Annotated in this window: 16 protein-coding genes, 3 rRNA genes and 1 riboswitch; of the genes, 17 read left to right on the top strand and 2 right to left on the bottom strand. The window is 52.6% G+C overall.

The features are described from left to right. The first annotated feature begins 4 nt into the window (after positions 1 to 4). The 4 genes from C6362_RS03820 to C6362_RS03805 all read left to right on the top strand — a co-directional run bounded on the left by C6362_RS03820 (position 5) and on the right by C6362_RS03805 (position 4,581). Positions 5 to 919, top strand: coding sequence for a polyphosphate kinase 2 family protein (locus C6362_RS03820; RefSeq protein ID WP_014015434.1), 915 nt, complete (start codon positions 5 to 7; stop codon positions 917 to 919). A gap of 102 nt (positions 920 to 1,021) precedes the next feature. Further along, positions 1,022 to 1,534, top strand: a complete 513-nt coding sequence (locus C6362_RS03815; RefSeq protein WP_014015433.1) for a ferritin — start codon at positions 1,022 to 1,024, stop codon at positions 1,532 to 1,534. Positions 1,535 to 1,545: 11 nt separating this feature from the next. Further along, positions 1,546 to 1,725, top strand: a riboswitch (cobalamin riboswitch). A gap of 157 nt (positions 1,726 to 1,882) precedes the next feature. Next, the gene (locus tag C6362_RS03810) at positions 1,883 to 2,869 is read left to right on the top strand and encodes a sirohydrochlorin cobaltochelatase (RefSeq protein WP_370687616.1); all 987 of its coding nucleotides are present in this window, start codon (positions 1,883 to 1,885) and stop codon (positions 2,867 to 2,869) included. Between the two features lie 128 nt (positions 2,870 to 2,997). Further along, on the top strand, positions 2,998 to 4,581 hold the full coding sequence (locus tag C6362_RS03805; protein ID WP_014015431.1) for an acyl CoA:acetate/3-ketoacid CoA transferase: 1,584 nt from the start codon (positions 2,998 to 3,000) through the stop codon (positions 4,579 to 4,581). 307 nt (positions 4,582 to 4,888) lie between these two features. On the opposite strand, the gene C6362_RS03800 is transcribed toward C6362_RS03805, so the two are convergent. Continuing rightward, positions 4,889 to 6,349, bottom strand: coding sequence for a hypothetical protein (locus C6362_RS03800; protein WP_014015430.1), 1,461 nt, complete (start codon positions 6,347 to 6,349; stop codon positions 4,889 to 4,891). Between the two features lie 317 nt (positions 6,350 to 6,666). Between C6362_RS03800 and C6362_RS03795 the strand changes: the two genes are divergently transcribed. From C6362_RS03795 to C6362_RS03765, 7 genes are all read left to right on the top strand, one after another. Continuing rightward, the gene (locus tag C6362_RS03795; protein WP_014015429.1) at positions 6,667 to 7,449 is read left to right on the top strand and encodes an enoyl-CoA hydratase-related protein; all 783 of its coding nucleotides are present in this window, start codon (positions 6,667 to 6,669) and stop codon (positions 7,447 to 7,449) included. Positions 7,450 to 7,572: 123 nt separating this feature from the next. Next, positions 7,573 to 8,721: an acyl-CoA dehydrogenase gene (locus tag C6362_RS03790; RefSeq protein ID WP_014015428.1), complete on the top strand. Its 1,149-nt coding sequence runs from the start codon at positions 7,573 to 7,575 to the stop codon at positions 8,719 to 8,721. A gap of 303 nt (positions 8,722 to 9,024) precedes the next feature. Next, a complete protein-coding gene (locus C6362_RS03785) occupies positions 9,025 to 9,375 on the top strand; it encodes a desulfoferrodoxin family protein (protein WP_014015427.1) in 351 nt (116 codons plus the stop codon). A gap of 1,456 nt (positions 9,376 to 10,831) precedes the next feature. Further along, positions 10,832 to 12,395, top strand: a 16S ribosomal RNA gene (locus tag C6362_RS03780). A 162-nt stretch (positions 12,396 to 12,557) separates the two neighbouring features. Further along, positions 12,558 to 15,470: ribosomal RNA gene (locus C6362_RS03775) — 23S ribosomal RNA — on the top strand. A gap of 193 nt (positions 15,471 to 15,663) precedes the next feature. Next, positions 15,664 to 15,780: ribosomal RNA gene (gene rrf / locus C6362_RS03770) — 5S ribosomal RNA — on the top strand. The 16S, 23S and 5S rRNA genes sit together here, the layout of an rRNA operon. A 428-nt stretch (positions 15,781 to 16,208) precedes the next feature. Beyond that, positions 16,209 to 16,457: a hypothetical protein gene (locus C6362_RS03765; RefSeq protein ID WP_014015426.1), complete on the top strand. Its 249-nt coding sequence runs from the start codon at positions 16,209 to 16,211 to the stop codon at positions 16,455 to 16,457. Positions 16,458 to 16,459: 2 nt separating this feature from the next. Here C6362_RS03765 and C6362_RS03760 read toward each other — a convergent pair whose 3' ends face one another. Then, a complete protein-coding gene (locus C6362_RS03760; RefSeq protein WP_014015425.1) occupies positions 16,460 to 16,666 on the bottom strand; it encodes a zinc-ribbon domain-containing protein in 207 nt (68 codons plus the stop codon). 174 nt (positions 16,667 to 16,840) lie between these two features. Between C6362_RS03760 and C6362_RS03755 the strand changes: the two genes are divergently transcribed. From C6362_RS03755 to hypF, 6 genes are all read left to right on the top strand, one after another. Continuing rightward, on the top strand, positions 16,841 to 18,097 hold the full coding sequence (locus tag C6362_RS03755) for a dicarboxylate/amino acid:cation symporter (protein WP_014015424.1): 1,257 nt from the start codon (positions 16,841 to 16,843) through the stop codon (positions 18,095 to 18,097). A gap of 340 nt (positions 18,098 to 18,437) precedes the next feature. Beyond that, positions 18,438 to 18,689, top strand: a complete 252-nt coding sequence (locus C6362_RS03750) for a TM1266 family iron-only hydrogenase system putative regulator (protein ID WP_014015423.1) — start codon at positions 18,438 to 18,440, stop codon at positions 18,687 to 18,689. Between the two features lie 9 nt (positions 18,690 to 18,698). Continuing rightward, positions 18,699 to 19,454 carry a nucleotide-binding protein gene (locus tag C6362_RS03745; protein WP_014015422.1) on the top strand — a complete coding sequence of 252 codons (756 nt, stop codon included), beginning with the start codon at positions 18,699 to 18,701 and terminating at the stop codon, positions 19,452 to 19,454. A 2-nt stretch (positions 19,455 to 19,456) separates the two neighbouring features. Beyond that, on the top strand, positions 19,457 to 20,761 hold the full coding sequence (locus C6362_RS03740) for a nitrogenase component 1 (RefSeq protein WP_014015421.1): 1,305 nt from the start codon (positions 19,457 to 19,459) through the stop codon (positions 20,759 to 20,761). Beyond that, the gene (locus tag C6362_RS03735) at positions 20,758 to 21,792 is read left to right on the top strand and encodes a nitrogenase component 1 (RefSeq protein ID WP_014015420.1); all 1,035 of its coding nucleotides are present in this window, start codon (positions 20,758 to 20,760) and stop codon (positions 21,790 to 21,792) included. The genes C6362_RS03740 and C6362_RS03735 overlap by 4 nt, the downstream gene beginning before the upstream one ends. A 1-nt stretch (position 21,793) precedes the next feature. Then, the gene (hypF, locus tag C6362_RS03730) at positions 21,794 to 24,076 is read left to right on the top strand and encodes a carbamoyltransferase HypF (RefSeq protein ID WP_014015419.1); all 2,283 of its coding nucleotides are present in this window, start codon (positions 21,794 to 21,796) and stop codon (positions 24,074 to 24,076) included. Positions 24,077 to 24,236: the final 160 nt, after the last annotated feature.

Raw genomic sequence — 24,236 nt, 5'->3', positions numbered from 1 at the left:
CATCATGGATATTTCACGCTATTTAGCGAAATCAGGCGAAAAAGTCGATTTGGCCCAATGGCCGACGGCCTGCGATGTGGATATCGACAAGAAAAAAGTCAAAGAAGAACTGCTGGACCAGACGATTACGGAAATGCAGGATTTACAGGAAAAACTCTTTGCCGATAACCATTACGGCTTGGTCATCGTCCTGCAGGCCATGGACGCTGCCGGGAAAGACGGGACGGTCAAGCACGTCTTTGCTCGCCTCAATCCGGCTGGCGTCAAGGTGCAGAGCTTCAAGAAGCCGAGTTCGGAAGAATTGGACCACGACTACATGTGGCGCATCAACAAGGCCCTGCCCGGCCGGGGAGAAATCGGCATCTTCAACCGCTCCCATTACGAAGAAGTCGTCGTCGCCCGCATCCACAACCTCATCAAGAGCGACGGCATGCCGGAAGAACTGGTCCGCAAGGATATCTGGGAGAGCCGCTATCGCCAGATACGCGACTGGGAACGGTACTTGTCGGAAAATGGCTTTCCTATGGTCAAGATATTCCTTCATTTGTCGAAAAACGAACAGAAGAAACGCCTGATCGACCGCATCGTGACCAAGCAGAAGAACTGGAAGTTCGACATGTCCGATATTGAAGAACGGAAATACTGGAACCGATATCAGAAAGTCTATGGCGAAGTCCTGACAGCGACGTCAACGAAGTATGCGCCCTGGTATATCGTCCCGGCTGACGACAAGTGGTACACGCGCTATGTCGTTGCCCAGATCGTCCTCAAAGCGCTCAAGGCCATTGATCCGAAGTTCCCGAAATTATCGCCGGAAGTGGAAAAGCAGCTGACCCAGTTCCGTCAGCTCCTGAAAGAAGTCGATATCAAGGATTTGAAAACTATCAAGAATGTCATTGATGAGCAGAAAGTCAAATAAGAAGTGTTCCCGATAGGGCTGAATATGCTATAATTAAAAAGGTTCAAGGAAACCGATGAAGTTCTGTACAGGTTTTGAGATATATCTCAAGGAGGTACTGCCATGCTCGATGCAAAAGTAAAAGAATTAATTAACAAACAGATCAATCAGGAATTTTATTCGGAATATTTGTATTTAGCTTTTGCCAACTATTTCTATGATAATGGCCTCGACGGCTTTGCCAACTGGTATGATGTCCAGGCTCAGGAAGAACGGGACCACGCCATGCTCATGCGGACCTATCTGCACAACAACGGTGAACGCGTTACCTTCTCGGCCATTGCCGAACCGCAGAACGACTTTGATAGCATCAAAGCTGTCCTGAAAGCCGGCCTGGCCCATGAACAGTATGTCACATCCCTGATCAACAAGATCTATCAGGCCGCCGATAAAGTCCACGACTACCGGACCATGCAATGCTTCGACTGGTTCGTCAAGGAACAGGGTGAAGAAGAAAAGAATGCCGACGATTTGATCAAGAAATACAAGATGTTCGGCAGCGATGCCAAAGGCCTGTATTCTCTGAACCAGGAATTGCTGGCCCGTACCTATGTTGCTCCGACATTAGTCCTGTAAGTTTTACGATAATTCCATAAGCGCAATCAGGTGCGTAAGCTCAATAGAGAAGTCCGGTGCAAAACCGGCGCGGTCCCGCCGCTGTAAGGAGGAGCCAGGCTGCAAAGATGTCACTGTACGTTAGCGTATGGGAAGGCGCAGCCAGGACGATGAATCCGAGCCAGAAGAACTGCCTGATCCAGAATCACCGGTTGACCTGCGAGCGATGGGGATGGCGATTTTCATAGTTAGTGACTGTGATCGACTAAGTATGCAAAGGACTGTCGCATAAGGGTTTTACCCTCGTGTGGCAGTCCCTTTTTTTTTATGTTTTTTATAAAAGGAGAGATGGTTATGTTCCACAAAAAAATGAAAACAGCGTTACTCTTGTCCTTAGCCCTGACTTCGTTCGGTGCTTTTTCGGCCCCTTCGTTTGCTGCCGGCTATACGCTGAACCCCGAAGTCAAAGACGCCACGCCGGCTTTGAAGCAGGCCGCAGAAATCGGCGTCCGTACCTATAATAACCCGGCCATGCAGAACGAAGCCAATAAAGATGCCATCCTGGTGTTGAGTTTCGGTACGACTTATAAAGACAGCCGCCAGAAGACCATCGACCGGACTGTCGATGCCATCAAGGCGGCCCATCCGGACCAGAAAGTCGTCGTCGCCTTTACGTCACATATCATCGTCGACCGCATCAAGGCCAAAGAAGGCCTGACCGTACCGACGCCGGAACAGGCTATGGCCCAGTTGAAAAAAGAAGGCTATACGCGCGTGGCCATTACGTCCCTCGACGTCATCCCCGGCATGGAATACGCTTATGACTCGGCTATTTTCGACCTCTATAAAAAGGATTTCAAAAAAATGACCCTCGGCACGCCGTTGATGTATTGGATGGGTCAGGAAGACCAGCGCGATGATATCGCTGAATTTGTCAAAGCCTTTTCGACACAGTTCCCGAAAATCGGCAAGAAAGATGCCATCCTGGTCATGGCTCATGGCACGCCTCATCCGGCCAATGCCTACTACTCCGTCGTCCAGAACCGCCTCGATGCCGCTGATCTGGGCAATGTCTTCATCTATTCCGTCGAAGGCTGGCCCCATCTGGATACGGTCATTCCTCAGCTGAAAGCCAAGGGCATCGAGAACGTCATCCTCATGCCTATGATGATGGTCGCCGGCGACCATGCCAATAACGATATGGCCGGCGCTGATGACGATTCCCATAAGAGCATCCTGGAAAAAGAAGGATTCAAAGTGACAACCTATATCCATGGCTTGGGAGAAAATGAAGCGGTCCGCCAGATGTTCGTCGAACGGGCAGATGAAGCCTGGCAGGCCCTGGAAGCCCAGTAATTTGACTTCTTGGAATTTTTTCCTACCAATTTAGTCCATTCCTTTCGTCTATCATTCCACTTGCTTCCTCTGTATACTGAAGTCACGAAATGAACATAACAAACGTGAAGAAATAGGAGATGGAAGACATGAAGCAAGTGAAAATAATTACAGCGCAAGAAGCAGCACAGCTCGTCAAAGACGGTGACGTCGTTACGACTAACGGGTTCGTCGGTTCCGGCCAGCCGGAAGCCTTGACCAGTGCCCTGGAAGAACGCTTCCTCAACACGGGTTCGCCGAAAGATTTGACCCTCATCTATGCCGCTTCCCAAGGGAATACGGACGGCCGCGGCGGCGACCACTTCGCCCACGAAGGGATGCTGAAAAAAGCCATCCTCGGCCATTGGAATGCTGTTACTTCTTTACAGAAATTAGTCAATGAAAATAAAATCCAGGCTTATAACCTGCCGCAGGGCACGTTGTCCCAGTACTTCCGCGACGTCGCAGCTCATCGCTTAGGCACGATTACCCACGTCGGCCTCGATACCTTTGCCGACCCCCGCATCAGCGGCGGCCGCCTCAATGACGTCACCAAAGAAGATTTTGTCAAAGTCATCAACATCGAAGGCCATGACCAGCTCTTCTATCCGCGCATGGATATGAATATCGGCTTCATCCGCGGGACTTATGCCGATGAATGGGGCAACGTCGTTATGAGCAAGGAAGTATCGCCTTTCGATGCTACACCGCTGGCACAGGCCGTCCATAACAGCGGCGGTATCGTCGTCGTCCAGGTCGAAAAAATCGTCAAAGGCGGCACGCTCGACCCGAAACTGGTCAAAGTACCGGGCATCTATGTCGACTATATCGTCCAGGTCGATGATGAAACGAAACGGCAGCAGTCCTTTGATTGCGAATACGATCCGTCCCTGACCGGGGAAACGACGATTCCTGTCAAAGCCCTCGATCCGGCTCCGCTCAATGCCAAGAAAGTCATTGCCCGCCGGGCAGCTCTCCTGCTCCTCAATATGAGCAATGAAGCCGTCATCAACCTGGGTATCGGTATTCCGGAACTCGTTTCGTCGGTTGCTAACGAAGAAGGCATCGGCGACAGCCTGACCATGACTGTCGAAGCCGGGGCTATCGGCGGCGTTCCCCTCGGCGGCGTCCGCTTCGGTGCTTCTGTCAATGCCGAAGCTTATATGGACCAGGCTACCCAGTTCGACTTCTACGATGGCGGCGGTCTGGACCTGACCTGCCTGGGCCTGGCTGAATGTGATAAAGACGGCAACATCAACGTATCCAAATTCGGTACGCGTATCGCTGGCTGCGGCGGCTTCGTCAACATCACCCAGAATACGAAGAACGTCGTCTTCTGCGGCACCTTCACGACAGGGAAACTCCGCGAAGAAATCAAAGATGGCGAACTGCACATCACGCAGGAAGGGAAAGTCAAGAAATTCGTCCCCGAAGTCGGCCACATTACCTTCAGCGGCAACTATGCCCGGAAACATAAACAGCATGTCCTGTACATTACGGAACGTGCCGTATTCGAAATGAAGGAAGATGGCGTCCATCTGACAGAAATCGCACCGGGCGTCGACCTCCAGAAAGATGTCCTCGACCAGATGGGCTTCAAACCGATCATCGACGACGTCAAACTCATGCCGGCCTTCCTCTTCGAAGATAAACCCATGGGCCTGAAAAAGATGAAAGAAGAAATGAATAAATAATAGTTTGTAGCACAGAGTTTGTAGTTTGCAGAAAGGCTCCCCTGATAGGGGAGCTGGCCGCCGAAGGCGGTCTGAGAGGTTTTGACACAGCCGCGGACTATGCCATGAGTTGCGGACTGTAAAAAAAGAGGCTGTCGCATTAAGACAGCCTCTTTTTAAGTATTAAGTTTGTAGTTTATAGTTTTTAGTGAAGGTTTTTAAATTTAAAACCCTCTTCTACAAACTACAAACTCCCAACTACAAACTATAAAGCAAAAGGGACTACGCATGATGGCAGAAACCTTCGTGCGATAGCCCCTACTTTTTTTTACTTCGACAAGGACAAGGTCCGTTCGATGAGGGGTTTATAGGTTTCGTATTTTTTCTTGAGTGCCTCTAAATCGTACTGGCGGTACGACGGCTGGTTCTTCATGCTCTGGAAAGCGTTGAGCAGGATGGAGTGGAGACGGTTGCTGCTGATGACGTAGAAGGAATCGGCGTCATTGTGGATATTCCGCTTGTTCTTTTTCAAGAAGCCCGTCTTGTAGTTCGAGTAGAACGATAAGTCCTTGCCCGTGTACATGTCGTCGCTGACCGTCGGCAGGAGGACGCCCGTCGTTAAATGGGGATTCTTTTCCAGGCCCTCAAAGATACTTTTTATATGATCTTTCCGTTCTTCTGCGGTTAAGCTGTATTCGATATCGGTCAGGTAGATATAGCCCGATTCGACGTAGCGCAGGAGCGACGTCGTCGGCATGATGAAGGTGATTTCCGAGGCGTTGAGGATTTCTTCCCACGTGACGCAGAGGCGCTGGATGGAGAAGGCCTGTTCGGGCGAGACCCTTTCGCTGATGTGGTCGAAGACTTCGTGGGGCAGGAGAAATTCGAAGCCGATGGTCAAGTAGAAAAAGAATTTCGTCGTTGCATAGAAGGCCGTGCGGTAGCCTAATTCATCCATCCCCAGAGAGCTGACCGTCGACATGAGGGGCTTCTTTTCGGCGCCGTTGAAGCTGAATTTTTCATAAATGTCGCCGATCAAGGATTCATCGAAGATATAGGTGCACATCTTGAAGCGGGGCTGCGTGTCCAAAGCGTACTGGACGACGAACGAGTCCTTGAGGATGATGAGGTTGGCATTGGACGTATCCTGGATATCGTAAAAGACGAAATCGATGTCCAGGAAGCTGTCGAGGATGCGGTACACCGTGAGTAAGTCATCGAAGTTTTCTTCGATCTTATCCAGGTCCAGGCCGACGCGGATGGTCAGCTTGTGCTGCAATTTCAGTCCATCGAAATACTTCCAGAATCCCGTTTTATACAAGGTGCAGAATTCACCGAGGACCAGGAGTTCCCCGTCTGATTCCAGACTTTGGATGCTCTTTTGCAGTAAGTCCGACAAGAAAGCCGACGTATCGTGATGGCCGGTAATGACTTGAATGGACGGCCGGTTTTCTTTCCCCTTGGGGGAGCGGCTCTGATTGAGCGTCGTCCGGTAAGCTGCGCAGAGATACTGGCCGATTTCAAAACCTAAGTCTTCCGTATTTTCCGAAATGGGGAAGGCCTTGAAGAATTTGGCTTCTTTCTTCTGCTTGGCAATCAGTTCGGCAAAGTACTGACCCATTTCTTCGTTGATCCGTTCGACATAACGGGAAGACGGTAATTTCGTGCCATTGCTCCATTTATTGACATACGAGACGTCATAGCCGACGACGTCGGCCAGGGAGATGAACTTGGCCTGAGTGAAGGTAATGAGCCGTTTTAACGTCGATGCATATCCATCTGAAATCACGTTGGAACCCCCTTATAAATAAGTTCATGCTATTATCTAAAACGTACAGTTCGTAAAACACATGAAATACGCTCATGTGACGTATAGATTTAATTCACCAAAGCATGTACATTTTATCACATGCCTTGGTGAACCACAACGGATTTGGACAAAAAAATTCACAAGGACTTAATTCTATGCAAAAAAGGTCAAGCCTTTCCTGTTTTGTTCCAAGCCGGTCATTTGTATACTGTAGTCACAAGGTTGGTTCAAGGCAAGGCCAATCCATTGAGAAATAGTTAGTAAATCTAAGTAACTATATTAGGAGGTTTTTTATTATGGCTTACAACAACATTAAATTCGTCAACGAAGATGGTATCGGTATTTTAACGATCAGCCGCCCGAAGGCTCTCAACGCATTGAATACGGAAACAGTTACGGAACTGAATGATTGCGTTGGTAAAATCGAAGCTGACGAATCGGTCAAAGTTGTTATCATCACTGGTGAAGGTGCTAAATCCTTCGTAGCTGGCGCTGACATCGTCGAAATGTCCACCAAGAACCCTGTCGAAGGCCGTAAATTCGGTAAAATTTCCCAGGATACCTTCACTCGCATTGAAAACCTGCCCCAGCCGGTCATCGCTGCTGTCAACGGCTACGCTCTCGGCGGCGGCTGCGAACTCGCTTGCGCTTGCGACTTCCGTTATGCTGCTGAAAACGCTAAATTCGGTCAGCCTGAAGTTGGTCTCGGCATTACACCGGGCTTCGGTGGTACACAGCGTCTCCCCCGTGTCGTAGGCCGCGGCTATGGTAAAGAAATGATCTTCCGTGCTAACATGATCGACGCTCAGGAAGCTCATCGCATCGGCTTGGTCAACAAAGTCGTTCCCCAGGAAGAATTGATGGATACCTGCAAAAAGGTAGCTAAAGAAATCATGGGCAACGCTCCTATCGCTGTACAGCTCGCTAAGACCGCTATCAACCGTGGTATCAACTGCGACGTCGTCACCGGTATCGCTTACGAAGACGAAGTATTCGCTCTCTGCTTCTCCACGGAAGACCAGAAGGAAGGCATGGACGCATTCGTCAACAAACGCGCTAAACACTTCCAGGGCAAATAATAGCGTAAGTGCTTGATTGTTAGAAAAAGGGGCTTCGCATGGCAGCCAAAGCTTCGTGCGACAGTCCCTTTCCTATAAACCTTTAGTATGGAATAAGAATTATTTTTAGGAGGAATATTTACTATGGATTTCAAACTCAGCGAAATGCAGCAGGATATTGCTAAATTGGCGAAAGACTTTGCTGAAAAAGAATTGGCACCGACTGTCAAAGAACGTGACGAAAAAGAAGTCTTTGACCGCGCTATTCTCGACAAAATGGGCACCCTCGGCCTTCTCGGCATCCCCTGGGAAGAAGAAAACGGCGGCGTAGGTGCTGACTTCCTCAGCCTGGCTGTTGCCTGCGAAGAAGTTGCTAAAGTCGACCCGTCCATCGCTCTCAGCTTTGAAGTACACACCATGCTCTGCTCCTGGCCGATCTGGAAATTCGGCACGGCTGAACAGAAAGCCAAATATTTGAAACCCTTGGCAGAAGGCACGAAACTCGGCGCTTTCGGCCTCACGGAACCGAACGCTGGTACCGACGCTTTGAACGGCTCCACCGTTGCTACGAAAAATGAAGACGGCAGCTACACCTTGAACGGCTCCAAAGTCTTCAACACCAACGGCGGCGAAGCTGACGTTACCGTCGTATTCGCTTCCACGGACAAATCCAAAGGCGCTAAAGGCATGAGCGCTTTCATCCTTGAAAAAGGCATGGAAGGCTTCACCTATGGCAAAGAAGAAGTGAAAATGGGTATCCGCGCTTCCGTACAGCGTGAACTCGTATTCCAGAACGTAAAAGTTCCGGCTGAAAACCTCCTCGGCAAAGAAGGCGAAGGCTTTAAGATCGCTATGATGACCCTCGACGGCGGCCGTGTTGGCGTTGGCGCACAGGCTCTCGGCATTGCGGAAGGCGCTTACAATGCAGCTGTTCAGTACGCTAAAGAACGTACACAGTTCGGCAAACCGATTGCTAAATTCCAGGCTATCAGCTTCATGCTCGCTGACATGAAACTCAAAATCGAAACGGCTCGTCTTGCTGTTTATCAGGCTGCTTGGAAAATGGCTCAGCCCGACGTTAAATCCTACTCCGTAGACGCAGCTATCGCTAAGAAATACGCTTCTGACGTAGCTATGCAGGTCACCACCGATGCTGTCCAGGTATTCGGCGGCTATGGCTTCACTCGCGAATACCCGGTTGAACGCTACATGCGCGACGCTAAGATCACTCAGATCTATGAAGGCACCAACCAGGTACAGCAGATGGTTATCTCCGGCGCTATCCTCAGATAAGCCTTTTTTCCTGAAAAACGAATAATAGTATAGTAAGTATATAAGAAACGCTCCATAAAAAAGGACCTCACATGAAACTTCCGCCCATCATGTGGGGTTCTTTTTTTGCTGGAAATTAACAAATAAAGAATAATTATTTGTTAATTATTTCTTGACAAAAAGAGTCAAATCATGTAAGATATAGACATAACAAAGAACTAATATCAATTAAAAGTACAAAAGATTTCATGACCACCTATGAATGACATATAATATATATCTTTATATATAGAACTTGCATTTTTTATTAGAGGAGGAGTTACTATGAAAGACGTAAAATTCTATCAGCTCGAAGGTAAAAACGTATTGGCCTTGCTCAGCGGCAGTGTAGAAGGGGCTGAACCCATTGCTGTCGGCTCCGTCGATGCAGCGAAAGAAAAACACATCCCCGTCGTAAAACGCGTCGGTGATACGCTGGAAGTCACCGTTGGCTCTGTAACTCATCCGATGCTGGAAGAACATCATATTGAATGGATCGCTTTGGCAACGGACGATAAACTGGAAATCAAATTCCTCAAACCCGGTGAAGAACCGAAAGCCGTATTCGCAGCCGTAGACTCCGGCGTCGTATACGAATCGTGCAATCTCCACGGCATCTGGAAAGCTGAATTTTAATGGATGAAAAAAAGGGCTTGTCGCGCGACGACAAGCCCCTTTTTTTCGCCGGTCGCAGGCCGCAGGCCAGAGCTCATCGCCTCGAGTAACCCTCGGCTCGTAAAAAAAGCCCCGACCGGGGCCATCGTAGGGGCCGACCCGGCTAGGGCGGCCCGCTGTGATATTTGATCATGGCCCATTCGGAATGATGGTGAGCTTTTACGAGCCACGAGCCACGAACCACGGCTTTTTCCTCGGATTCAGATGCGGCGTTCCGCCGCGACAGACTCAAACGGACAACGACGCTTCGGGATGCCCTCAGCGCGTAGCGGGCCGCCTTTACAGGACGGCCCCTACGGATGCCGTTGCACAACGGAACCTCAAACTGACAACATCGCCTCGAGTAACCCTCGGCTCGTAAAAAAGCCCCGACCGGGGCCAGCGTAGGGGCCGACCCGGCTAGGGCGGCCCGCTGTGATATTTGATCATGGCCCATTCGGAATGATGGTGAGCTTTTACGAGCCACGAGCCACGAGCCACGAACCACGGCTTTTTCCTCGGAATCAGATGCGGCGTACCGCCGCGGCAGACTCAAACGGACAACGACGCTTCGGGAAACCCTCAGCGCGTAGCGGGCCGCCTTTACAGGACGGCCCCTACGGATGCCGTTACACCGCGGCATCTCAAACTGACAACATCGCCTCGAGTAACCCTCGGCTCGTAAAAAAATGCCCCGACCAGGGCCATCGTAGGGGCCGACCCGGCTAGGGCGGCCCGCTGTGATATTTGATCATGGCCCATTCGGAATGATGGTGAGCTTTTACGAGCCACGAGCCACGAACCACGGCTTTTTCCTCGGATTCAGATGCGGCGTTCCGCCGCGACAGACTCAAACGGACAACGACGCTTCGGGGAGCCCTCAGCGCGTAACGGGCCGCCTTTACAGGACGGCCCCTACGGATGCCGTTGCACAACGGCACCTCAAACTGACAATGACGCTTCGGGATGCCCTCAGCGCGTAACGGGCCGCCTTTACAGGACGGCCCCTACGGAATCGCGGCCAGGCGATGTTACGGATTGACGACGAACGATGAACGACGAACACATCGCCGCAGGCGATGATTCGTGGCCGGCGTCAAGAATTTGAAAAAAATCCTTGACATATTCTTTACACAGTAGTATACTAAATGAGCTGTCAGGGCAAGGCCCTGACGCCGCAGGAACTTTATCCTGCAAAGGTCTGTTTTATGCAGACCGGGGTGATTTGAGTTTTTAAAAAAGTTCAAATTAATCCTTGACAAGCTCTTCCGAGTTTGTTAAAATAAATAAGTCGTCGCCACCCGGTGATGACAACGATGACCTTTGAAAACTGAACAATGAACTGAATGAACGCCAGAGTGCGAGGTTCTATTTCAATAGAACGTCAAACAATGAGTAATACCAATCAATAAACAAGAGCCAAACAGCTCTTCCATATATCATGGAGAGTTTGATCCTGGCTCAGGACGAACGCTGGCGGCGTGCTTAACACATGCAAGTCGAACGAGAAGAGATGAGAAGCTTGCTTCTTATCAATTCGAGTGGCAAACGGGTGAGTAACGCGTAAGCAACCTGCCCTTCAGATGGGGACAACAGCTGGAAACGGCTGCTAATACCGAATACGTTCTTTTTGTCGCATGGCAGAGGGAAGAAAGGGAGGCTCTTCGGAGCTTTCGCTGAAGGAGGGGCTTGCGTCTGATTAGCTAGTTGGAGGGGTAACGGCCCACCAAGGCGACGATCAGTAGCCGGTCTGAGAGGATGAACGGCCACATTGGGACTGAGACACGGCCCAGACTCCTACGGGAGGCAGCAGTGGGGAATCTTCCGCAATGGACGAAAGTCTGACGGAGCAACGCCGCGTGAACGATGACGGCCTTCGGGTTGTAAAGTTCTGTTATACGGGACGAATGGCGTAGCGGTCAATACCCGTTACGAGTGACGGTACCGTAAGAGAAAGCCACGGCTAACTACGTGCCAGCAGCCGCGGTAATACGTAGGTGGCAAGCGTTGTCCGGAATTATTGGGCGTAAAGGGCGCGCAGGCGGCGTCGTAAGTCGGTCTTAAAAGTGCGGGGCTTAACCCCGTGAGGGGACCGAAACTGCGATGCTAGAGTATCGGAGAGGAAAGCGGAATTCCTAGTGTAGCGGTGAAATGCGTAGATATTAGGAGGAACACCAGTGGCGAAAGCGGCTTTCTGGACGACAACTGACGCTGAGGCGCGAAAGCCAGGGGAGCAAACGGGATTAGATACCCCGGTAGTCCTGGCCGTAAACGATGGATACTAGGTGTAGGAGGTATCGACCCCTTCTGTGCCGGAGTTAACGCAATAAGTATCCCGCCTGGGGAGTACGGCCGCAAGGCTGAAACTCAAAGGAATTGACGGGGGCCCGCACAAGCGGTGGAGTATGTGGTTTAATTCGACGCAACGCGAAGAACCTTACCAAGCCTTGACATTGATTGCTATGGATAGAGATATCCAGTTCCTCTTCGGAGGACAAGAAAACAGGTGGTGCACGGCTGTCGTCAGCTCGTGTCGTGAGATGTTGGGTTAAGTCCCGCAACGAGCGCAACCCCTATCTTCTGTTACCAGCGGTTCGGCCGGGGACTCAGGAGAGACTGCCGCAGACAATGCGGAGGAAGGCGGGGATGACGTCAAGTCATCATGCCCCTTATGGCTTGGGCTACACACGTACTACAATGGCTCTTAATAGAGGGAAGCGAAGGAGCGATCCGGAGCAAACCCCAAAAACAGAGTCCCAGTTCGGATTGCAGGCTGCAACTCGCCTGCATGAAGCAGGAATCGCTAGTAATCGCAGGTCAGCATACTGCGGTGAATACGTTCCCGGGCCTTGTACACACCGCCCGTCACACCACGAAAGTCATTCACACCCGAAGCCGGTGAGGTAACCTTTTGGAGCCAGCCGTCGAAGGTGGGGGCGATGATTGGGGTGAAGTCGTAACAAGGTAGCCGTATCGGAAGGTGCGGCTGGATCACCTCCTTTCTAGGGAAAACCTAAGAAGTCGGCACTTTGGTAATTCATTCATTGTTCAGTTTTGAGAGGTCATCCTCTCAATCGTACCTTGACAACTGCATAAAAATGTTAGAAAATACCTCTTTTTAAAAAGAGATCTTAACGAACCTTGAATTCTTGTTTATAGAAATTAGTCAAGTAAGTAAGGGCGTACGGCGGATGCCTTGGCCATATCAGCCGAAGAAGGACGCGATAAGCTGCGATAAGCTGCGGTGAGGTGCAAGTAACCTTTGACCCGCAGATCTCCGAATGGGGAAACCCGGCAGCAGTAGTGCTGTCATCCTCTATGAGGAAGGGCACCCGGTGAACTGAAACATCTAAGTAGCCGGAGGAAAAGGAATCAACAGAGATACCCCTAGTAGCGGCGAGCGAACGGGGCAGAGCCCAAACCGGAATGGGAAACCAATCCGGGGTTGTGGACTGCTATCAAATGCATGAGTGAAGCAGAATGAGCTGGGAAGCTCAGCCAGAGAGAGTGAGAGCCTCGTAGGCGTAAGCAAATGCATGGAGCAGGATCCAGAGTACCACGGGACACGAGAAACCCTGTGGGAAGCTGGGGGGACCACCCTCCAAGGCGAAACACTGATATGGACCGATAGCGCATAGTACCGTGAGGGAAAGGTGAAAAGAACCCCGGGAGGGGAATGAAAGAGAACCTGAAACCGTATGTCTACAAGCAGTCGAAGACCTTTATATGGTCGACGGCGTGCCTATTGAAGAATGAACCGGCGAGTTACTTCAGCTAGCGAGGTTAAGCGGAAAACGTGGAGCCGAAGCGAAAGCGAGTCTGAACAGGGCGTATAGTTAGTTGGAGTAGACCCGAAACCACAGTGATCTACCCATGTCCAGGTTGAAGCACAGGTAAAAATGTGTGGAGGACCGAACCAGTGAGCGTTGAAAAGCTTTTGGATGAGATGTGGGTAGGGGTGAAATGCCAATCGAACGTGGAGATAGCTGGTTCTCCCCGAAATAGCTTTAGGGCTAGCCTCATGGCGAGAGTACAGGCGGTAGAGCACTGAACGGGGTAGGGGCCTATCCGGCTACTGAACCTAATCAAACTGCGAATGGCTGTACTTATCCATGGGAGTCAGACTGTGAGTAATAAGGCCCATAGTCAAGAGGGAAACAGCCCAGACCAACAGCTAAGGTCCCCAATGCCGTACTAAGTGGCGAAGGATGTGGAATTTCGAAAACAACCAGGATGTTGGCTCAGAAGCAGCCACCATTAAAAGAGTGCGTAATAGCTCACTGGTCGAGAGACTCTGCGCCGAAGATGTCCGGGGCTAAAGTACGGAACCGAAGCTTTGGCAATTGACGTTAGTCAATTGGGTAGGGGAGCGTTCCTGCATGGGAGAAGCCTGACCGGAAGGACAGGTGGACAGGCAGGAAGAGAGAATGCCGGTATGAGTAGCGAAAAGAAGGGTGAGAATCCCTTCCACCGAAAGCCTAAGGGTTCCTGGGCAACGATCGTCGTCCCAGGGTAAGTCGGGACCTAATCCGAGGCGGAGACGCGTAGGAGATGGACAACAGGTTGAAATTCCTGTACTGGCTGAGGCCGTTTGAGCGAAGGAATGACACAGGAAGGAAGGCGCGCGTGCGATTGGAAGAGCACGTCCAAGCAGGTAGGTTGGGAGACAGGCAAATCCGTTTCCCGAGAGGCCGAGATGCGATGGGGAGCTTCTGGAGACAGAAGCGAAGGGGCTGGCACTAAACTGTCGAGAAAAGCTTCTAGTGAGGACTCAGGCACCCGTACCGAAACCGACACAGGTAGGCAGGATGAGAATTCTAAGGTGCGCGGGAAAACCCTCGTTAAGGAACTCGGCAAAATATATCCGTAACTTCGGGAAAAGGATAACCCAGCGTACGTGAAGTGCAGAAGCGCACGGAGCGGAGATGGGTGGCAGAAGAGAGGCCCAAGCGACTGTTTACCACAAACACAGGCGTCTGCTAAAGCGAAAGCTGATGTATAGATGCTGACACCTGCCCGGTGCTGGAAGGTTAAGAGGAAGTGTTAGCGCAAGCGAAGCAGTGAATTGAAGCCCCAGTAAACGGCGGCCGTAACTATAACGGTCCTAAGGTAGCGAAATTCCTTGTCGGGTAAGTTCCGACCCGCACGAAAGGTGTAACGATTTGGGCACTGTCTCAACGAGGGACCCGGTGAAATTGAAGTACCTGTGAAGATGCAGGTTACCCGCGACTGGACAGAAAGACCCCATGGAGCTTTACTGTAACCTGAGATTGGATTCCGGTAAGAGATGTACAGGATAGTTGGGAGGCTTAGATACAAGTACGCCAGTATTTGTGGAGCCATTGGTGGGATACCAACCTTGTTTTATTGGAATTCTAACGAGAAGCGTAACGAGCTTGCGGACAGTCTCAGGCGGGCAGTTTGACTGGGGCGGTCGCCTCCGAAAGAGTAACGGAGGCGCCCAAAGGTTCCCTCAGCGCGGACGGAAACCGCGCGAAGAGTGCAAAGGCAGAAGGGAGCTTGACTGCGAGACGGACAGGTCGAGCAGGGACGAAAGTCGGGCTTAGTGATCCGGTGGTAGAGAGTGGAATTGCCATCGCTCAACGGATAAAAGCTACCCTGGGGATAACAGGCTTATCTCTCCCAAGAGTCCATATCGACGGGGAGGTTTGGCACCTCGATGTCGGCTCATCACATCCTGGGGCTGAAGTAGGTCCCAAGGGTTGGGCTGTTCGCCCATTAAAGTGGTACGCGAGCTGGGTTCAGAACGTCGTGAGACAGTTCGGTCCCTATCCATCGCGGGCGTAAGAAACTTGAAAGGGGCTGCTCCTAGTACGAGAGGACCGGAGTGGACCGACCAATGGTGTACCAGTCATGGCGCCAGCCGTGCAGCTGGGTAGCTACGTCGGGGACGGATAAACGCTGAAAGCATCTAAGCGTGAAACCAGCCTAGAGATGAGGTTTCTCATTGTTTTAACAAGTAAGGTCCCACAAAGACGATGTGGTTGATAGGCCGGGAGTGGAAGTACAGCGATGTACGGAGCGGACCGGTACTAATAGACCGAGGACTTGACTTAAGCAGAGAACCAGTTTTGAAGGAGTCGGAGACGACACGCAAAACTGAGTGAATCGCTTACTCCGAATCTCAGAAAACTGTGAAACTGGAAACAGATACACAGAGGGAACGACGATTCGGAGACGAGCAGAGAGTTTGTTAAGAAAAACATTTTTATGCAGTTGTCAGGATACGAATCCTGAACAACCTAACAATTCAGTGGCGATAGCTGCGGGGATCCACCTGTTCCCATGCCGAACACAGCAGTTAAGCCCGCAAACGCCGAAAGTACTTGGGGGGAGGCCCCCTGGGAGGATAGGAAGCCGCTGATTCTTGTAAAAAAAGCACTGGAAAATTCCAGTGCTTTTTTTGTTGTTCGTAGTTCGTGGCTCGTGGCTCGTAGGGGCCGTCCCAAAGGGCGGCCCGCCTGAAATGTGATGTACACGTAATGCATGGTAAGTAAAGGAGCTTTGCGACGCGCAAAACCGTGTGAGTCGCTTATGCCGAATCTCGTGACCTGATGGTGTGAAAGTATACAGCCAGACAGAGATACCCTGGATTCGGCAGGAGAGGTGGGACGACCGCCAACCTTTTTGCGTGTGTATATTATTTTTTCACATAACGGATTGACTTTTCTTATTGTGAAATATATAATAAATACAAAGAATAAAAGCAAGGACAAAGATGTCTTGAGAATGAACATTATGCCCTTGCTCTTTTTTTACTCTTTTGTCAAATTTACATGAAAGGATGGATGGTTATGCTTTCACGGACCTTGTTGGGAATGAGATGGGGCGACTTATCGGAAGATACGCGCCAGATGTTGTTGAACCGCGCCGATATTGATGGCTTTAATGGCGCTGATGGAGACCGTTATAGTCGAGGGACGCTCCATTTCCGCGATACCCTCATGGGAATCCAGGCCTCAGTGGAAACAGATCGTTTTTCCGGCGATATGGGAAACAACGGCATTTTCATTGACGACGATGCTGTCATTTCCCGTATCTAATCTCATTTAAATACGAACACCTTGCATAAGCCGATGATGATAAAGGCTGCAACGATGATGACACTGATAACCCGAGTCTTAGTAAAGATCTTCGGGTTATTTTGTATGTTTTTTGGCGGGACTGGCGGCGGTACTTCCTGTTTGGTGCCGCAGATGGGGCACATGAGGACGCCGTCGCGCAATTCTGTACCGCATTTTGGACAAATCATAAGCTCAACTCCTGTTCTTCTTTTATGTATACTATAGAAGGCTCTTCAGGCTGTGTCAAGAAGTTATCTTTTTGTGAGGAAAAGATACGTATAAAACCTTGTATAAATGGGGAAAATAGCATACAATTTTACTTGTCTGCTGTTTTTTTATTACCAGAGAAAAGGAGATACGCCTTGAAAAGAAAAATTGGCTTGAGTTCACAGATTTTGATCGGCTTGGTCCTCGGTGCCCTGGTCGGTTATTTATTTCCTGATTTCGGCGATAAGCTGAAACCCTTCGGCGATGCTTTCTTGCGCATGATCAAGATGATCGTCGTTCCCCTCATCTTCAGTACCCTGGTTATGGGTATTGCCGGTACGGGTGATTTTAAGAAGCTCGGCCGCTTAGGCGGTAAGGCCATCATTTGGTTCGAGTTCGCTACGACCATTGCCCTGGCTATCGGCCTGCTGTTCATGAATATTGCAGAGCCTGGCGTAGGCGTTACCTTGTCGGCGTCTGCTGCCAATGCTTCCAACGCCGCTGCAGCCAGCCAGCACAGCGTCGACCTCGTCGATTATGCCGTACACATCATCCCGACGAATATCGTCGATGCCATGGCCCGCCAGGATATGCTGCAGATTATCTTTTTTGCCTGCTTCTTTGGCGTCGCCGTCGCCCATATCGGCGGTAAAGGCGAAACCATCGTCGATATCTGTCAGAGCGTGGCCGAAGCTATGTTCAAAGTGACGGGCTATGTCATGCACTTCGCCCCTATCGGCGTCTTTGCCATGATTGCCTATACCGTTGGCAGCTATGGCATTGCCATGCTTATCCCTTTGGGGAAGCTCATCCTGTCCGTTGCCTGTGCTACGGCTCTGTTCATCTGTGTCGTCGCCCTCATTGCCAGCGTCTTTACGGGCATCAATTTCTTCCACGTCATCCGGGCCTTGAAGGACATCCTCTTCCTGGCTTTCTCGACAGCCAGCAGTGAAGCGGCCCTGCCTGGTGCCATGAAGCGTCTGGAAGAATTAGGTGTTCCCAAGACCATCGTCACCTTCGTCATGCCTACAGGCTATTCTTTCAACCTCGACGGCTCGACGCTGTACAGCTCGGCCGGTATCTTATTCATTGCCCAGCTCTACGGCATCCAGATGCCCATTGAGCAGCAGCTGTTGGTCATGGTAACGCTCATGCTGTCGACCAAGGGCATTGCCGGTGTTCCCGGTGCAGGCATCATCGTCGTCGCTGCGACGGCTGCAGCCTTCAATCTGCCGACGGAAGGCGTTGCCATCCTCCTCGGTATCGACCGTCTCCTGGATATGATCCGCACGATCTGTAACGTCTGCGGCAACTGCATGGCTACGGTCGTCGTCGCCTGCTGGGAAAAGGAATTGAACAAGGCCACGTTCAATGAAAAGTACCGCGCTTTCTTAGGCGGGAAAAATAGCTGATTATTCGCCAAACTAGACTAAATCTGTTATAATAGTAGGGTAAATAAGTGCTCCGTAAGGGTTGCCTGACGGAAAACTTCATTCATGAAGCAGCCGTGCTCCTCTGCAAAGATTTGACTGCGCAGACGAGGCGAAAGCACCATTATCCGAAAAGGGACTGTCGCACGGAGGCTTCTTCCATCATGCGTGGTCCTTTTTTCTTTAATGTTTGAGGTTTGATGTATGATGCTTGAGGCGATGGCTTTTAAATTTAAAACCAGTCACATCAAACATCAAACTTTCAACATCAAACTTAAAAAGAGGCTGTCCGACAGCCTCTTTTTCTTTAGGAGGTATAAATATGGAAACAAGAGTCGCTTTAATCGGTATCATCGTAGGGAACCGCCAGGAATCGGCTAAACTGAACGAAATCCTGCATGAATATGGCCAGTACGTCGTCGGCCGCATGGGCGTTCCTTATAAAGATAAAGACATCAACGTCATCAGCCTCATCGTCGATGCGCCGCAGGACGTCATCAGTGCGCTGTCGGGTAAATTGGGCATGCTCCCCGACGTCAGCACCAAGACGATTTATCCGCCCATGCCGCAGTAGGAGGCACGTATGCTGAAAATTGCAATCTATGGTAAAGGCGGTATCGGGAAATCGACGATGACCAGTAACTTGGCGGCTTCCTTCGCTTATTTAGGCAAGAAAGTCATCCAGATAGGCTGCGACCCCAAGGCCGATTCGACATTCAACCTCCTCGGCGGCCATCCCGTCCAGCCGGTCATGAATTATCTGCGGGAACACGACGAAGATCCGGAATCCATCGAAGATATTTCCCGCATCGGCTATGGCGGCGTCCTCTGTATCGAAACGGGAGGGCCGACGCCGGGCCTGGGCTGTGCCGGCCGGGGCATCATCGCCACTTTTTCGCTCCTCGAAGACTTAGGTCTTTTTGAAAAATACGAGCCTGACGTCGTCCTGTACGATGTCTTGGGCGACGTCGTCTGCGGCGGCTTTGCGGCGCCGATCCGCGAAGGCTATGCCGAACAGGTCCTCATCGTCACATCTGGCGAAAAGATGGCCCTCTATGCGGCCAATAATATCAATACGGCTGTGGCCAATTTTGCCGACCGCAGTTATGCCAAGGTCCGGGGCATCATCCTCAACCGCCGCAATGTCCCCGACGAAGAAGCCAAGGTCCGGGCTTTTGCCGACCGGGCTCATTTGTCCATCGTCGGCGATATTCCCCGCAGCGATGACATCAACCGCTACGAAGATTTGGGCCAGACCGTCATCGAAGGCGATCCGGACCTGCCGATCAGCCGCACCTTCCTCGATTTGGCTCAGAAATTATTACAAGATAAGGAATGATTATGACAGAAAGAAAACCTTATGCCATTACCGTGCAGGACTTAGTGGAACGCGGCCGCGACGACATCCCGGCTGAACTCATTACGTCGACGCACCTCATTTATAATTCACCGGCCGCCCTGGCTTTCAACTCGCCTGGGGCCCAGGGCTTCGGCGTCAAACGGGCAGGCCTTTCCATTCCCGGTTCGGTCATGCTCCTCGTCGGTCCGGGCTGCTGCGGCCGCAATACGACCATCCTCAGCGAACTGGGCGGCTACAGTGATCGTTTTTTCTTCTACATCATGGATGAGACGGATATCGTCACGGGCCGCCATTTAAAGAAAATTCCCCAGGCCGTCTGTGAAGTCGTCGACAGCCTGGCTGAAAAGCCGTCGGTCGTCATGATCTGCATGACTTGTGTCGACGCCCTGCTGGGCACCGATATGGAACGGGTCTGCCGAAAAGCGGAAAAAGAAGCGGGTCTGCCCGTCGTGCCCTGCTATATGTACGCCCTGACCCGGGAAGGCCGTAAGCCGCCTATGGTCGATGTCCGCCGGGCCATTTATTCACTGCTGGAAAAACAGCCGCGCCGCCGCCGGACGGTCAACCTTTTGGGCTATTTCGCGCCCTTGCAGGACGACTGTGAAATCTACGATATCCTCCGCGGCGTCGGCTTTACGCAGATCAACGAAATTTCCCGCTGCCCCGACTTTGCTGCCTATAAAGCCATGTCTCAGGCCAACGTCAATTTCATCCTAAACCCGGAATCGCGCCTGGCTGCTCAGGATATGGAGAAACGGTTGGGGATTCCCAGCGTCGAACTGACGCGGCTCTACCAGGTCGCTCAGATCCACAAACAGTACCAGGCCCTGGCCCAGGTATTGGGGACGGAGATCGACGACAGTTCCTGGCACGAACGGGCCCAGGCCGTCGTCGGGAAGATGCGGGAGAAATACAGTGGGACGACTGTCGCCATCGGCGAGATGCAGAACGGCAATGCCTTTGAGATGGCCTTAGCCCTGACCCGCTATGGCTTCGTCATCAAAGAAATCTACGCCAACCTGGGACCGGATGACTTCGTCTACCTCCGCCATCTGGCCGCTTTGAGCCCGGATACGGAAGTCTACTCGAACTTATCGCCGTCTATGCTCTATTACCAGGGCCAGGATCATCCTGTCGACGTCACCATCGGCAAGGATGCCGCATATTACCATGAACAGGCCGCTCATCTTCATTGGGATGAAGATATCCAGCCCTTCGGCTATGCCGGAGTCATTTCCCTGTTACAGGGACTGGATCGGGTCCTGTCGGAAAGGAAGCATCCATGAAAGGTTTATGGAAATATATTTCACCCTTTGCTCCGGACGACTCCGGCGCGGCTGCCGTCCTCTACGGACTGAATGGCATTGTCGTCATCTGCGACGCCGGCGGCTGTGCCGGCAATATCTGCGGGTTTGACGAACCGCGCTGGTTCAGTGGCAAAAAAAGTGCCGTCTTCAGCGCCGGCCTGCGCGATATGGACGCCATCCTCGGCCGTGACGACCGCCTGGTCGACAAGCTCTGTGATGCGGCCAAGACAATCGATGCGTCCTTTGCGGCCATCGTCGGCACGCCGGTCCCTTCCGTCATCGGTACGGACTACAAGGCCTTGAAGCGCATGGCTGAAAAGCGCTTGTCCCTGCCGGTCGTTACCGTCGATACGACGGGGATGGACTATTACGACAAGGGCATTGAAAAGGCCTATGAGGCCCTGTTCCCGGCCCTGATCGACCCGTCACAGCAGGCCGAAGCCGATACGGTCGGCGTCCTCGGCGCCGTCCCGCTGGAACTGATGCATCCCGGCGATATCGAATGGATCAGCCAGTCCCTAGTGGAAGACGGCTGGCAGCAAATCCTCTTATTCGATGAAATCGATGATTACCGCAAGGCCGGCAAGGCCTCTCTCAATCTCGTCGTGTCGCCGGCGGGCCTGAAAGCGGCTCAATATCTGAAAGAGACTTTTGGTACGCCTTATGAGCTCCATTACTTCGGCCTCGACGCCGTCGTCGATTTCGACGACAACCTCTTTGCCGGTAAGAACGTCCTCATCATCCATCAACAGGTGGCCGCTTCGGCCATGGCCGCCATGGCGGAAGAAGCAGGCGCTGCCTATGTGACGACGGCTTCGTGGTTCATGGAACTTCCGGGACCGCAGTCGACGGACTACGTACAGCTCCGGGAAGAAGATGATTTGCGCCAGCTGGCCGATAACGACCATTTCGACGTCATCCTCGGCGATGCCTATTTCCGCCGGGCCCTGCCGAATTTCCACGGTCAGTACATTGATTTCCCGCATTTCGCTGTATCCGGGAGGGGATAAGATGTATACGGAACGGATTTGCGTCTTTGGTATCGTCCAGGGCGTCGGCTTCCGGCCCTTTGTCAGCCGCATCGCAACGGCCCACTCGATTTGCGGGACGGTCTGCAACAAGGGCTCTTACGTGGAAATCCTGGCCCAAGGGTCCCAATCAGACCTGGCCGCTTTCCGCGAGGATCTGGAGGCCAGGGCGCCGGAACGGTCGGCTATTTTGAAGGTCCTTAGGGAAAGCGAAGACCGGCCGCCTTATGAGGCCTTTTCCATTGTCGAAAGCGCTAGGGAAGAAGGCGATATCTTCGTCTCGCCGGACATTGCCATCTGCGATGCCTGTAAGAAAGAACTCTTTGACAAGACGAACCGCCGCTATCTCCATCCCTTCATCAACTGCACGGCCTGCGGGCCGCGGCTGACCATCCTCGACGCCATGCCCTATGACCGCGAGCGGACGAGTATGGGCGAATTTCCCATGTGCCCGCAGTGCGAATATGAATATACCCACGCCGAGACGCGGCGTTACGATGCCCAGCCCGTCTGCTGCAACGACTGTGGTCCCGAAGTCTATCTCCTGGACCGGCCCGAACGGCGCCGTCAGGCCATCGTCGCAGCCAGACAGGCTATCGTCGATGGGAAGATCATCGCCATCAAGGGCATCGGCGGCTTTCACCTGTGCTGTGATGCCCGCAATGAACAGGCTGTCCGGACACTGCGCCAGCGCAAGCGGCGGCCTGTGAAGCCCTTTGCCGTCATGATGAAGGACCTCGAAGCCGTCCGCCGGCAGTGCGTCATTCCCGACGGGGCGGAAAAGGTTCTCGACGGCCATCAGAAGCCCATCGTCTTACTGCCTAAGAAAAGCGGTCAGACCTTGGCGCCGTCCATCGCGCCGGGCAATCCGTCCGTCGGCGTCATGCTGCCCTATACGCCGCTCCATCTCTTGCTGTTTACCTATGACGATGACCTTTCCGTACCGGATGCGCTGGTCATGACCAGTGCCAATGAGTCCGGCGCGCCCATCTGCCATAACGATGAGGAAGCGCGGCAGGAATTATCCGGCCTTTGCGACCTCGTTTTGAGCCATAACCGCCGCATCCGCCTGCGGGCCGACGATTCGGTCATGGACTGGTATGACGGCAGGCCCTATATGATACGCCGGTCCCGGGGCTATGCGCCGCTGCCTTTCTTCTATGGCAGGGGAAGCGGCAAGGACGTCCTGGCTATGGGCGGGGAACTGAAGAACTGTTTCTGTATCGGCCGGAACAACTTGTTCTATCCATCGCCGTACATCGGCGACATGGCCGATATCCGCACGGTCGAAGCCCTGCGCCAGTCCATCCGCCGCATGACGACGCTCCTCGAAGCGAAACCGGCTGTCGTCGCCTGTGACCTGCATCCGCGTTATAATACGACGGCTGTAGCCCATGAACTGGGCCTGCCCGTCGTCGCCGTCCAGCACCATTATGCCCATATCTTGTCCTGCATGGCTGAAAATGGCTGTGAACAGCCCGTCATCGGCGTCGCCTTTGACGGCACCGGTTATGGGACGGACGGGACGATTTGGGGCGGCGAAATCCTGGTCAGCCAGGTCCAGGGCTTCCGCCGGGCTGGGTCCATCCAGCCTTTCTGGCAGCGCGGCGGCGATGCCTCTGCCCGCGAAGGCTGGCGCATTGCTGTCAGCCTCATCGACGGCTTGCAAGAAGACCGGGAAAAGGCCTCGGCCATCATCGATGAACTACAGCTCTGCAGCGCTGTAGAAAAGCAGGCCCAGTTTTTCCTGGCTGACCAGCAGATCAACAGCGTCTTGTCGACCAGTGCCGGCCGCCTCTTCGATGGCGTCAGCGCCATCCTCGGCATTTGCCGGGCTTCGACCTTTGAAGGTCAGGCGTCGATGGCCCTGCAGTTTGCGGCGGAGACCTGGGAAAAAGAACACCCTCAGCCGGCCGTGCAACCCATGGCACCGCTCCACGGTAAAGAGCGCCTGCTCTTGCCGACCGGGGCCCTGGTCCAACGTTTGCTGGAAGAACGCCTGGCTGGAGGGAATACGGACCAGCTGGCCTATGTCTTCCATCGTGACCTGGCGGCTATGATCGCCGGTGCCTGCCTGTCTGTCCGCGAGGAAACGGGCCTGACGACGGCCGCCCTGAGCGGCGGCGTCTTCCAGAACCGCCTGCTCCTGCGCCTTTGTGACCAGACCCTGCAGCAGCTGGGCTTCACCGTCCTGAAGCACAGTACGGTCCCGCCCAACGACGGCGGCATCGCCTTAGGACAGGCCGTTTACGCCGCATATATGTAGGGGCCGTCCCAAAGGGCGGCCCGCCTGGAACAATGATGTATGCATTATAAATACATGCGCAGGCCACCGTTCGTAGGGGCCGTCCCAACGGGCGGCCCGCCTGGACAATGCTGTATGCATTATAAATACATGCGCAGGCCACCGTTCGTAGGGGCCGTCC

The sequence above is a fragment of the Megasphaera elsdenii DSM 20460 genome, from assembly GCF_003010495.1.
GTDB lineage: Bacteria > Bacillota > Negativicutes > Veillonellales > Megasphaeraceae > Megasphaera > Megasphaera elsdenii.
This window is presented reverse-complemented; position numbering and strand designations above follow the sequence as displayed.

Bases quoted from the DNA above. Each gene is read 5' to 3' on its own strand.
- C6362_RS03820 (WP_014015434.1), top strand. From the start codon at position 5: ATGGATATTTCACGCTATTTAGCGAAATCAGGCGAAAAAGTCGATTTG.
- C6362_RS03815 (WP_014015433.1), top strand. From the start codon at position 1,022: ATGCTCGATGCAAAAGTAAAAGAATTAATTAACAAACAGATCAATCAG.
- C6362_RS03810 (WP_370687616.1), top strand. From the start codon at position 1,883: ATGAAAACAGCGTTACTCTTGTCCTTAGCCCTGACTTCGTTCGGTGCT.
- C6362_RS03805 (WP_014015431.1), top strand. From the start codon at position 2,998: ATGAAGCAAGTGAAAATAATTACAGCGCAAGAAGCAGCACAGCTCGTC.
- C6362_RS03795 (WP_014015429.1), top strand. From the start codon at position 6,667: ATGGCTTACAACAACATTAAATTCGTCAACGAAGATGGTATCGGTATT.
- C6362_RS03790 (WP_014015428.1), top strand. From the start codon at position 7,573: ATGGATTTCAAACTCAGCGAAATGCAGCAGGATATTGCTAAATTGGCG.
- C6362_RS03785 (WP_014015427.1), top strand. From the start codon at position 9,025: ATGAAAGACGTAAAATTCTATCAGCTCGAAGGTAAAAACGTATTGGCC.
- C6362_RS03765 (WP_014015426.1), top strand. From the start codon at position 16,209: ATGCTTTCACGGACCTTGTTGGGAATGAGATGGGGCGACTTATCGGAA.
- C6362_RS03760 (WP_014015425.1), bottom strand. From the start codon at position 16,666: ATGATTTGTCCAAAATGCGGTACAGAATTGCGCGACGGCGTCCTCATG.
- C6362_RS03750 (WP_014015423.1), top strand. From the start codon at position 18,438: ATGGAAACAAGAGTCGCTTTAATCGGTATCATCGTAGGGAACCGCCAG.
- C6362_RS03745 (WP_014015422.1), top strand. From the start codon at position 18,699: ATGCTGAAAATTGCAATCTATGGTAAAGGCGGTATCGGGAAATCGACG.
- C6362_RS03740 (WP_014015421.1), top strand. From the start codon at position 19,457: ATGACAGAAAGAAAACCTTATGCCATTACCGTGCAGGACTTAGTGGAA.
- C6362_RS03735 (WP_014015420.1), top strand. From the start codon at position 20,758: ATGAAAGGTTTATGGAAATATATTTCACCCTTTGCTCCGGACGACTCC.
- hypF (WP_014015419.1), top strand. From the start codon at position 21,794: ATGTATACGGAACGGATTTGCGTCTTTGGTATCGTCCAGGGCGTCGGC.